Annotated in this window: 2 protein-coding genes; both read right to left on the reverse strand. The window is 71.0% G+C overall.

The genetic code is table 11. From position 1 onward, the window contains the following. Positions 1–151: 151 nt before the first annotated feature. Positions 152–8,758 carry a prealbumin-like fold domain-containing protein gene (locus LQ566_RS06260; RefSeq protein ID WP_231090746.1) on the reverse strand — a complete coding sequence of 2,869 codons (8,607 nt, stop codon included), beginning with the start codon at positions 8,756–8,758 and terminating at the stop codon, positions 152–154. Between the two features lie 407 nt (positions 8,759–9,165). After that, positions 9,166–12,834, reverse strand: a complete 3,669-nt coding sequence (locus LQ566_RS06265) for a proline dehydrogenase family protein (RefSeq protein WP_231090747.1) — start codon at positions 12,832–12,834, stop codon at positions 9,166–9,168. Between the last annotated feature and the right edge of the window lie 122 nt (positions 12,835–12,956).

A 12,956-nucleotide genomic window follows, 5' to 3' on the forward strand; every position in this document is an offset into this window, starting at 1 on the left:
TGTCCAGGGGCTCGGCGGAGCTGTGTGAAGCCGGCGATCCGAGCACGCCGACTCCATTATCCCCAACCGACCGCCATCGCGGAAGCCGCAACCCCATCGAAAACGGCGGAGCGCTGCGCGGAAGGACCCGCGCAGCGCTCCGCCTCTCGTTTCAGGAACGTCCGGTGCTGCGACGCCGATGACGCAGCACCAGCAGCACGCCCAGGCCCATGATCGCGATGGCCACCAGCAGCGCTGTTCCCAGCCCCTGGCTTCCGGTGACCGCCAGGAGCGTGACACCGACGTTCGCCTCGGAGGACGCCCGTCCCGCATCGGAGGGATCACCGAAGGTGTGGTAGTCGACCACCGCCGTGTTGCTGATCCGGCTGAACTTCACCTGCGGGTCCACGACCGTGGAGATCTTCACCGTCGGCGCCTGCGACACGCCCTCGTCGCCCTGCGGCTGGAGTGGACCGAACAGGGTGCAGGTGAGGGTCCCGCCATACCCGCGTGCGCTCGCCCCGCTCACGGTGCAGTCCTTCCAGTTCGGGAAGACGCTGGTGTCGCCCTTGCCCTGCCAGGTCACCCCGGTCACCTTCAGGGTGTCGGGGATCTCGTCGGTGAGGACGACTCCCTCCGCCGCCGAGTCGTCGGAGACGTTGCGGATCGCGATCGACCAGTCCACGGCCCCGCCGCCCGTGGTCATCGAACGATCAGCGATCTTGTAGATGGCGAGTTTCGTGTGCCGCGGCACGGCGCACGACGGGGTCGCCGGCGGATACCCGGTGGTGAAGGTGAGCGTGGGGTTCACCGAGAAGGTGATCGTGGTCTCACCGCGCCACGCGTAGTCCAGCTCGCTGTCGTCGAGGATGAGTCCGTTGTACACGTGGCTGGCCACCTGCTCGGGAGTCATCACGGTGGTCGTTCCCGGGATGTAGTAGCCCCGGCCGTCCGGCGTGTAGTCCGATGCCCGCAGCATCCGCCAGCCCGGATAGTCGATGCTGACCCCACTGGGGGTGAACTCCGCTCCCGGCCACGCGATCAGGTCGCTCCACTCGCTGGTGCCGCCCGGCGCCGTCAGCACCACGTCCGGCGGGCGGGTGGTGGATGTCCCGGTGTCGGGTGTCCAGCGGAACTCGATCGGCTCGTCGGCGAGTGTGGACGACTTGCGGATCGTCCATCCCAGCATCGGGGCGTCACCGTCACAGCTGGTGAACACCACGGCCGCGATGTCGCGGGTGGGAACGGTGGCCGTGTCGCAGTTGTCGCTCGTGACCTCGTCCCCGGCGATCGACACGCAGGCCGTATTGTCGAGCTTCTCGACGGGGGCCGGCGCCTCGGGAGTGGAACCCGGGGGAAGGACCGCCTGGCCGGTCACGGCGACGAAGGTGACGTGGATGATGATCTGCGCGGACGCACCCGGAGCGAGGCCGCTCAGCACGAGGTTCACACCCGATTCGTCGAAGCCCGGCTCCGGGCCCCAGGTGACGCCGTCGCCGACCACCTGGACCGCGTCGATCCGCACCCGCTCTGGGATGTCGGTGTCGGTCACACTCACCTCGTTCGCGGTGCGGGTGCCGTTGTTGGTCACGGTCAGCACGTAGGAGAACGCGTCACCCGGCTCCACAGAGGTCTCACCCTCGGCAAGCTGCGCCGTCTTCGTCAGAGAGACGTCGATGACCTCCACCACGGCGCAGGCGCGGGATTCCTCGGTCACCGCTCCGCTGGTCAGCGTCGCGCCATTCCACACGACCGCTCCCGACCCGTCGTCGCAGGGCTCCACGACGACCGGCGCATCGGTGCGCTTCACGGTGGCACTGATGATCCAGCTGTGCGCAGCACTCGCGGTGGTGAGCACACCATCCGAGATGAGCGTCCAGGACCCCGTGCCGTCCCACTCCGGGGCCGATGGCGCGGGGCTTCCGGGCTCGGCCACGGCGCTCCAGTCGCCGACCAGCGCCAGGCTCGCGGGGAGTTCCGGCATGTCAGTGACGGAGTAGTGCACGCTCGTGCCAGCGGGGATCGGTGTGGGGCTGGCGACATCCACGCGGTACGAGATCGTCCACGTCCCGTCGCCGGCGCGAGCCGAGGAGATCGCCGACTTCTGGATCGTCGGGATGATCGGTTCCGCGCAGGCCTCGGCCTCGTGCTCGCCCAGGCGGTCCGAGGTGAGCACGACGGTGTTCAGGAAGCCGCCAGAATCTCCCTCGCCGCCGCCGTAACAGGCGATGGTGGCGTCATCGACGGCCGCCGGGGTCACCGTGGCGATGGCGGTGACGGTGTAGACCTCGGTCGTGCCGGCAGCCACCGACGCATCGGACGCGAGCTGTGCCGAGTGATCGTCTCCAAAGGCCCCACTGCGTCCGGCGCCGCTCCACGTGGCCTCGTCGACCGTGATGCCGTCACCGAAGTCGAGGGTGTCCACGAGGTCGTAGGTGTAGGCGACGCGCCCGGTGTTGGCCACCCGCACCTCGTACACCACGCTCCAGGTTCCGTCGGCGTTCTGCGTGTTCGACAGCACCGTCTTGGTGACCGCCCCGTCGGCGGGGATCGCGGTGTTCACGATCCGGCACGTGACGTCCGTGCCGTCCGGCAGCGTGACGGAGCCGTCGGTCACGGCGATCTCGCCGTCCCCGGCCCGGCACTGCCAGGTGCCGGAGTCGTAGTCGGAGGGTCCGGACTCGTGCAGCCGGTAGGCCACACCGCTCTGCACCGAACCGCTGATGCTCGCCTCGCCGTCCTCGCCCAGGGCTCCGGTTCCGTTGATCGCGAATCCGGCATCGGTCGACGCGGACAGCGTCCACTCGTCGGCCGAACGCGTGCCACCCGCGGCGTTGTCGACGCTCTTCACGAGCGTGAGGGTGACGGGCTGGGCCGTGTTGGTGAACGTGCATGTGGCAGATTCACCCTCGTGGAGCACGAGATGGGGAGCATCGACCGATACCTCCCCCGTCGTGCAGGAGAGATCGGTGAGCGCGTATCCCACGGGTCCCGCCAGCTCGCTCAGTGTGTATTCCCCCGCCGGAACCGCGCGGGTCTCACCGCTGTCGAAGGCGAAGTCGTCCGACCCCGTCGACGCGACCAGACGCTGGTTCCAGTCGGCCGGCACCGCGGTGCCGCCCGCGTTCGCGGTGAGCTTCTTCACCAGGGTGAGGGAAGCGGGCTGATCCACATTGCGGAAGGTGCAGGTGACGTCCTCTCCGATGGCGAGCACGAGCTGCGGGTCATCGGCGGAGACGGAGCGCTCGCCCGTGCACGACAGGTCCTCCAGCGAGTACCCGCCCGGCCCCGATTCGGAGAGCGTGTAGGTCGCGCCGGCCTTCGCATCCCGCGTGCCGGAGCCGATGACCAGCACGTTCGGGCCACCCGGTGTGCGAGCCTCCAGCGTCCAGTCGTCCGCCGTGGCGGTGCCGCCGTTGCGGTGCTCCACGGTCTTCACCAGGGTGAGCCGCGGGGCCACGTCGTCGTTCGTGAAGGTGCAAACCACATGCTGGCCGACACCGATCATCACGGTCGGGTTCTGCGGCGAGACGTCGCCGGTATCGCAGGACAGCCCGGTGAGCGTGTAGCCCGCAGGACCCGCGAGCTCGGCCAGGCCGTACGAGCCGGCCGGAACGCTCTGTGTCTCACCGCTGTCGAACAGCACCGCCGCGGCGTCACCCGACCGTGCGGTCAGCAGCTGGTTCCAGTCGGACGGCACAGCCGAGCCACCGTCGTCATTCACCACCGACTTCACGAGCGTCAGCGAACCGGGCGCGTCCGTGTTCGTGAACGTGCACGTCACGTTCTCGCCCGTGCCGAGTGTGATGGTGTCCGCGTCGATGCTCGTCTCGTGTCCGCCTGTGCAGGCGAGGCCGGTCAGCGTGTAGCCGCTCGGCCCTCCGGACTCGGACAGCGTGTACTCCGTGTTCGCCCGTACCGTGCCACTCGCGGGCGTGGTGCCGCCGACGGCGACCGTTCCGTCCGCCGCGGCGGACAGTGACCACTCACCCGCGGTGGCCGTACCGCCATTGGCGTTCACGACCTCCTTCACCAGTGTGAGCGTCGGCGCGACGTCGTCGTTCGTGAACGTGCACGTCACGAGGTCGCCGAGTCCGACAGTCACCGTCGGGTTCGCCAGGGAGGTGTTCTGCCCGTCACAGCTCAGCGCCGTGAGCGCGTAGCCTGCGGGCCCGGCCCCCTCGGAAAGCTCGAACACCCCCGGACCGACCTCGATGGTCTCCCCGGAGTCGAAGGCCGTCGTGTCCGGGCCGTTCGCAGCGGTGAGCAGCTGGTCCCAGTCCGCGGCCACGGCATCGCCGCCGTCATCGGTGATCACGCTCTTCACGAGCCGGAGCCTCGCCGGCTGATCGGCGTTCGTGAACGCACAGGTGACGTCGTCACCGGGCAGCAGCGTCACCGTCGGGTCAGCGGGAGATCCGTCTCCGTTGGTGCAGGAGATGTCACTGAGCTCGTAGCCGGGCACATCGCCCTGCTCCTCCAGCGTGTAGGGGACGTTCGCGGTGACCTCGCCGGAGACCCCGCTCGTTCCGCTGAGAACGGGCAGGTCCGCTGCCGTGGCCGACAGCTCCCAGGCCGAGGCGTCGGCGGTGCCGCCGTGGCGGTTGTCGACGGTCTTCATGAGCGTCAGCTTCGGGGCGATGTCGTCGTTCGTGAACGTGCAGGTCACGTTCTGCCCGGGCTGCAGTGTGATCACCGCGTCGTCGAGCGGGGCGGCCGACCCGACGCAGCTGAGGTCCGTCTGGGCATAGCCCGACAGCTGCTGCTCGGACAGCGCGTAATCGCCCGCAGCGACGGAGCGCGTCTGGTTGTGCAGATAGGTGACCGTCTCACCGTCGGCGGTCGCCGACAGCAGGCCCGACCAGTCGCCCGGCTGGCGCGTGCCGCCGTTGTCGTTGATCACGTCCTTGCGCAGCGTCAGCGTGGGGGCGATGTCGTCGTTCGTGAACGTACAGGTGACGTGCTCGCCGAGTGCGAGGGTGAGGGTGCGGGAGTCGACGGAGACGGCGTGCCCGTTGTCGCAGCTCAGCGCCGTCAGCGCGTATCCCGACGGTCCGTTCTCCGCCAGCACGTAGGGCACACCGGCACGGGCGGGAGATGCGGCACCACTCGCCAGCGAGATGGCGGGAGCACCTGAACCCGTTGCCGTCAGCGTCCAGTCCGACGCCGCAGCGGTTCCGCCGTCGTCGTTCACGACCTGCTTGATGAGGGTGAGGCTGGCCGCCTCGTCGTCGTTGACGAACCGGTAGGCGTCGGACCCGAGGGCGTCGACGACCACCTCCCACTCGCCGTCCCCGTTCACCCGCGGATAGACGCCCGGCTGCCCGGAGTCGGCGACATCCACCCAGTCCCCATCGACCAGCCGCTGCAGCCCAGTGTTCTGATACCCGGGCATCGACGATTCGGTCAGGGTGTAGACGTGACCGGGACGCACCGGGAACGTGTTCGCGGTGGCGGGCGTTTCGGCCCCCGTCACCGTCGTAGCGGTCAGACCCGCCAGCGGCTCCGGGGTTGCGGTCAGGGAGAAGTCGGCTGCCACGGCCGTGCCGCCGTCGTCGTTCGTGACCGTCTTGCCCACCGACAGCGACGCCCCGCGGTTGACGGCGGTGCACGCGAGGCGGGTGCCGAGCGCAACGGTGGCCTGCGTCGTGTTCTGCGGCTGCCCCAGCGGCGCGCCGTTCGCATCCACCGCCACACAGCTCCAGGTGGCGAGCACGTACAGCGCGGATCCGCCGCTCTCCGAGAGCGTGTAGACCGTATCGGGTGTCACCGGGTGCGTGACACCGCTCGTTCCCGGCTCGAAGGCGATCGAGCCCTGCGGCCCGGTCGCGGCCAGCGTCCAGCCGCTCGGGTCAGCGGTGCCACCCTCCACCTGCTTCACCAGGGTGAGGCTGGCGCCGCAGGTGAGGGTGTTCACCACCGTGTAGGCGTTCTTCGACGCGTCGGCGACCAGGACCGGGCTGAACGGCAGCGCAGTGGCCACCGTGGCGCCCGCGGCGTCGCGGACGATCACACCCGACGACGTGCACTGATCGAGGTTCGGCGGGATGGTGACGGTCTCCGCAATGGCGATCGCGTTGCCCGGCGTGACTCCGTCGCGGGCGCTCCCCCATGCCTGATCGGTGCCGTCGAGCTGCAGGGATGCGGACACCCCGGCGAGCGGGAGCTGATCGTTGGCAACCTCGGCACCGCCGTTGATCACCCAGTGCTTGTCGACCGTGACGGAGGTGTCGGTCACGGGCGCCCGGTTGAACACGGTGCAACTGACCGCCGCCTGCTGCGGCACGTCGACGGCGAAGCCCGGATGGGCGGCATCGACGATGTTCGTCACCGGGAGGTTCACCGACGATCCGTCCAGCTGCTTGGCGGTGCACACCGCGGTGAAGCCGGACTGCGTGACGACCGCGTAGCCGCTCTGCTGCGCCTCGGTGACGCGAATGGTTCCGGAGGAGGTCCCGGAGTAGGTGAGCGGGAAGGTCGCGACGCCGGTGTCCGCCGCGGTCGTCTGGGTGGGGGAGGTGACGCTGACTCCCGCGGTCTGCGAGGTCGCGGTGAAGTCCCAGCCCCCGGCGGGTGCGGCCCCGGTGGTGTCCTCCCCGGTGGTAGTGCTCGGTGCGACCTGCTTCACCACCGAGAGCGAGCCGAGGCAGTCCCCCAGCGCGAACTGGCGGATGACGCTCTTCGCGGCGGTGAAGTCCGCGGTCTGGAAGTAGTCGCTGCCGGCGGAGGGGCCGGAGATGGCGCGCAGGTTGTCGGCCGGCCCGCCGACACCGTCGCCCACGCCGAGCGCGATCACCCGGGTGCCGGCGGCCTTCAGGCGGTTGGCGGAGAAGACGCCGTTCTCCGTCTCCCGGAAGCGCGTGAAGTTGCCCGGTCCTGTGGCCGGTGAGCCGAAGTAGGTGGGGTTTCCATCTGTGACGACGATGACCGCCTCATAGGTTCCGGTCGGGATCTGCGCGAGCCCCGCGTCCCAGTTGGTGCCACCGCTCGGCGTCGTGAAGGAGTCGATGTGACTGCGCACGGCATCCGCGCCCGCCGTGGTGGCCACCTGCGTGGCCGCGAGGTTTCCACCGGACGAGGACGGTGCGCTCTGGGCGAAGGTGTAGACGCCCACCTTCGAGTCGGTACCCTGCAGGGCATCGACGACCGACTTGGCGGCGGACTTCACGTTCGCCAGCTGCCCGGCCAGAGATCCTGACAGGTCCACGAGCACTGCCACGTCGACGCCACACGCCGAGCCGAGCGGCGCGTTGGCGCGCGAGACCGACCAGATGCCGCCCGATGCGGCGGGGGCGGAGTTGTCGCTGCTGATCATCCAGGCCTGCGAGGTGGAGGTGGAGGACAGGGTGGCCCCCGAGGTGATCGCCGGCGTGCGGAAGGTGTAGGCGAGGGAGCTCTGCCCCGAGCTGCCCGTGGCAAGCGTCTGGTTCAGTACCCATCCCGAGGGCGCGGACTCGGCCACAATCCAGAACTGACGGTCCTTGTTGCCTCCGGTCTGAGCGCTCGATCCGCCGGTGCCCATGGCGGTTCCCGTCGCGGGGACGGTGAACGTGCAGCTTCCGTCTGCCTGCGAGGTGCAGGTGGCCCAGCCGGCGGCGAACGCGCTGCCCGGTCCGGAGCTGCCGCCGGAGTACAGCCGCAGCACGACGCCGGCGAGGTCGGTCACGCCGTTGCTGCCGGTGCGATCGCCGCCCACCTTCACGGTGATCGTTCCCGTGCTGTAGGCGTAGGCGAAGGTGCAGGCGGCCGAACGGCGACCGTCGTTGGTTGTGGACTGACCGCTGTACGTCAGCGTCTGCGTGGCCGCGTTCCAGGTGACGAGATTGCCGACGGTACAGCTGACCGTCAGGTCGTAGAGCGCGGCCTGTGCGGCATCGGACGGCGTGGATGCCAGCACATAGGACGCCGGGCGGGCGACGTTCGCGGTCACCCCGGAGGTGAGGTCATAGGTCCCCGCCGAGCTCGTCGCGGTGAGGGCGAAGTCCGAAGCGGTGAGCGGACCGCCGGCACCGACGGTCACGGTGGCCGTGAGGCGGCCGCACGCCGAGGCGGACGATCCGCAGTCGGCCAGCGCGGCCATGGCGGTGAGGGTGCGGACGGACCGCGTGGGCGGAGTCTGCGTCGGTGTGGGAGTGGGCGTCGCGGAAGCGCTGACCGCCGGTGCGGATGTGGCCGGAGGCTGCTCGACGGGCTCCGTCTTCGTGGGGGCGGGCTCCGTGTCCGCGGGCGCGGGCTCCGTCTTCGTGGGGACGGGCTCCGTCTTCGTCGGGGCGGGCTCCGTCTTCGTGGGGACGGGCTCCGTGTCCGCGGGGGCGGGTGCTGGCTCCGTCGGGGCCGCATCGGTCGGGGCGGGGGTCTCCGACGTCTGCGGCGGTGCAGAGGGAGCCGGCGACTCCGTCGCCGGCTCCGCCTCCGTCGGAGCTGCCTCGGTCGGGCCCTCTTGCGTGGGCTCCGCCTGGGTCGGGGCCGCGTCCGTCGGGGTCTCGGTCTGCGGTGCTGCCGCATCTGGGCCGTTGTCCGCGGGATCCGGTTCGGCGGTACCCGGCTCGGCGTCCCCGAGGGTCGCGGTGTCGACCTCGACCGCGGGCTGCGTCTCCACGCCGGAGCCGGCATCGGAAGCTCCCTCGGACGTCCCCGCGTCCGAGGGAGTGCCTGTGGGGGTGGGGGAAGGAGAGGGAGATGACGTGGCCGACTCCGGCGTGGGGGTCCCGGCTGCATCGGGGGAAGCCGCACCCACGAGCAGTCCTGTGATGAGTGCGGCCGCAGCCAGCACGCTCACCACGCTCCTGCCTGGCCCTCGTCCGCGAGTCCGACGGCGCGCGTGCACGGAGTGAGGCACGAGCTCGCTGAGTCGGGGCTGGCGGGCGGGACGGGAATTCGTGGACATGACGGTGCCAATCGCGAGAATCGACCGCCGGAGGCTGCGGTCGCGGTATCCACGCAGTCGGGATTTCGCGTGGACGTTGGCGACCACGCTCGCCGCCTCATCGCACCGTGGCAACGCTCATCGCCGCGGTTCCGTACGGAGCGGGAAACGGCATCGCCCACCGCACGGCAACACGCGTATTCGCGGGAAGAGAGCCGTAGTGGCGGTGCGCGCCGCTACGTAATCCGTGCGTCGCACCGCCGTAGGGGCTACCGTGCGCGCACCGTATTCCGCGGCCCCGCCGGGCCGCGCGGTCGTGTTTAGATCACGGCGGCGGAGAAGGCGTCCACGCGTCCAGCGCGATGGGCGGTGATGGAGACCGCCTGCTCCCGGAGATAGGGCAGCAGCTCGAGCCGGCCGGCCGTCGTGACTTCGTCGGCGAACACCGTGACCGGCGCGTCAGAGGTGGTCTCCCGCAGCAGCCCGAGCGTCTCGGGGTCGAGCATGCCGATCGCACGGACACGGCGCACGCCCGTGTGGCGAACGCGCTCGATCCACTGCGCGTCATCCTCCACGAACACGGGGATTCCCTGTTCGGCCAGCGCATGACGGACGCCGGCGGGGAGCCCGACCGGACGGGACAGCGTCACCGCGCTGCCGGTGCGGACCGCGGCGACGAGGCTGCGCACGATGTCCCCCACCGCTGCGTCCGCCGCGGCGCGAACCGCGACCTCCGTGCGGCGGTAACGCAGCAGATGGCGCTCGAAACGGAGACCGGATGCGTCCTTCACGCGTGCGAACTCACGGTCCCAGGCGACGGCGTCCGAGAGCGCACCGCGACGCACGGCATCGAACGAGGCGTAGTCCAGATCGGGCTGGGCTGCTTCGATGATCGCGACGACACGGGCATCGAGACCGCGCAGGTGCAGCGTCGAGGAGGAGGCTCCACCGCCGCTCGCGCGCCACGTGCCGAACCCGACGAGGTGGTGCGGTCCGCCGCTCGCCGCGATCGTGCCGACCTCGGTCCAGGAATGCACCGGACGCCGCTGCGCACGCGCACCGGTGGTGGGGCGATTGACCACGAGGGCTGCGGCGCGGGCGGCATCGAGCCAGTGTGCGAGGTCGGCAGGGTCCTGGGTGTGGAGTCCTGCGACACGCGCCGTGGGCATCGCATTCTGCAGCTCGACGGCCTCGGCGAGCGTGGCGACCGCGGAGACCGCGAGCACGGGGGCGGCCACCGCACGGGTGTGCAGCAGCGACCCGGCCCGCACCCCGCCGAGAATGCCGGGGGTCCACAGCCGATCATCGACACGGCGCGGCTCCAGCCACCAGGACTCGCCGTCTGCGGGCTGTGTCAGCGCGGCCAGCTCGTCGCCCTCCGGAGCGCTGACCAGTGGCCCCACCACGGCGCGCGGATCCTCCGGATGCCCGACCGCCAGCGTGCGTGCGCCATCCACCAGGGCGTCGATGAACCGCCGGGAGCGTCCCACCGGACCGACCAGGATGACCGCGGCCGTCGCATCCAGCCCCTGCCCCGCGCGGGAGAAGGCCCCGATGACGACGTCGGCGGCTGCACGCTCCAGATCGGCAGAGGGTGCAACGATCACGGCGTTGACGCCGGGTTCGCGGTCCGCCACGGTCACGGCGGTGCCAGCCAGCGGCTCACGCGCACCGACACGAACCAGCAAGTCGACTCCGGCGGGCGCGACCGCTTCGTCGTCTGTCAGATCGGTCACCGCGAGGAGGTGATCGGGCAGCTCTGCCTCGGCGAGGACCTGCTGGATGAGGACGAACTGCTCGCGCACGGCCCGCGGGGCGATGACGATCACGCCGGACCCGGCCGCCAGGGCGGCGAACACCTCGCCGGCGGCGTCCGCCGTGCTCGCTGCGGCCTGCACCGATACCGCGGTGACCCGCGCCGGGATGAACACCGCACCGCTCACGGCATCGAGCTCCCGGGCCAGCGATGCGGCATGCGCTGCGGCATCGATGACGTCGGTGGCGTCCGCATCCGCATCGGCGAACAGCGTCGCGCCGGCGCGGGCGATGAACTCCCCCCGATGCGCGTCGAACAGCAGCGCGAAGCGGCGCAACACGGCCGAGCGCTCCATCGCCGGGCGGGCACCCCACGCCGGGGCGGCAGCGGCCACCGCGCTCATCGTCGCGTCGAGATCGCCGGACTCGATGTCGGCGTCCTCGCCCACCCCGCCCGCGTCGACCATCCGCGCGATGATCCCCCGCGCCCATTCCCGGTTCGCGGCCGTGCTCGGATCGCTCGCGGGTGCGTTGCGAAAGCCCGGTACGCCGAGGGCGCCACCGGGATTCTCCCGCGCCGCGAACACGGCTGTCTCGACGAAGGGGGCCCCGCCGAACAACAGTCCCTCAGCGGGCGCGATCGGGCTGGTGTCGGTGGCGGCGGAAGCGCGCGCGATGCCGATCACCTCCTGCGTGAGCCCGGACTCGTCCGCCGGTGCGGGCGCCCGGAGCAGGCGGGTGTCGATGGCCGCCTCCGGATGCGCCCGGTCCTGCACCCGGCGCGGCCCGGTGACGATGGCGTGCGTGCGCGCGCGATCGGCCGCGGCGCGAAGAGCGCGCGCCCCTTCCGCCCGCGCGTCGTTGTCCTCGATGAGAGGGAGCACGGCGCTCAGCGCACCGTCTTCCTCGCGCTCGTCGAGCAGCGCCGACAGCATCGCTGCGGCGTCGAGGCCGGAGCCGGGAAGCAGGACCGGAGCGGAGAGCACCACGCCGGGCACATCGGCGAGGATCGCGCGTTGCAGTGCCGGAAGCACACCCGGGTGGAGGTGGAGTGCGACCGTGCGCTCGGCGCGTGCCGCGAGCACGCGCGCGTAGGCGAGCAGATACGGATCGGAAGTGTCGAGGGCGATGCTCACCGCGCCGTCCGCGTCCGGGCCGAGCACTTCGTCCAGGAGTGCGATGGCGTTGGCCCGTGCATCCTCGCTCGTGTCGTACACCGCCAGCGGCCACCCCCCGACCGCGGCGTCCGCGCGCTCACGGGGATCGATGCCGGTGCCGATCCGCACGGCCAGCGGCGCCAAGTCTGCGATGCTGCGGCTGCGAGCCCATGCGGCCAGCTGCTGCAGGGCCGGAAGCGCGTCCGGCAGGGCCGCCGAGAAGGCGATGCCCAGCGGAGCATGCACGTAGGCGGGATCTTCCAGGGCCTGGATGAGCACGGCGACCGCGAGATCCAGCTCGGAGGCGAGCTCGACCTCGACGGTGAGCGCGGTGCCTGTGGCGAGGGCGGCTTCGACGAGCGGTCGCAACCGCGCGACCGTGGCGTCGACCTGGTCGTCGAATGCCCAGGGCAGCTCCGGGCCGCGCACGAGGGCCAGCGGCACCGCGATGGCGTCGGCCTCGTGGCGGCGGACGATCTCGATCACCTGCTCCAGGCGCGCGGTCAGGCGCGCCGCACCCGTCAACGCGACGCTCGGCACACGGAGCTCGACGGGACGCTCGGCACCGTATCGCCCGTGCAGTGCCGCGACCCCCGGCTCGATGCGACGACCGTCGATGCTGAGCGGAGCCATGCGCTCGCGCAGCAGCCGACGAGACAGCGGCACGACGGGCGTCGGAAGCACCGGGGCAACCGCAGCTCCCACCCGCACTGCACCGCGCAGATGCCAGGGGAGAGCGGCGGGGATGTCGGCGCCCAGCCGGTGCAGGTTGCCCGCGGCCGCCGAGAGGCTCTCCGGCCGCAGCACCCCGTCGATGAAGGCGCGCGCGAAGGCCACGCCATCGGGGTCGGCGAGCAGGTCAGCGATACGCGGCTCATCCGTTGCGGCGGCAGCGGAGAGCCAGGCGTTGGCCATGCTGATGGCTTCGTCGACCGGATCCTGGACCAGCGCGTTCACCGCCATCTCGCGGGCCGACGCGACCGCGTGCTCCCCCGGCGCGGACGCGCTCGCGTCGTCCGCGTCGCGGTTCTCGCGCGCATGCTCGCGATCGCTGTCGGGGACGACGTTCTCGGCCATGGGACCAGCCTACGAGCGGCGGATTCAGGGCCCGGGAGCCGCGGGCGTGTCGATGCTTCGCATCCGCCGAGTACGAGGCGGCCGAAAGTACGCAGAGGCATGCGGCCGACTACGCAGGAGGG

The organism is Microbacterium nymphoidis (assembly GCF_021044885.1).
Classification (GTDB): Bacteria; Actinomycetota; Actinomycetes; order Actinomycetales; family Microbacteriaceae; genus Microbacterium; species Microbacterium nymphoidis.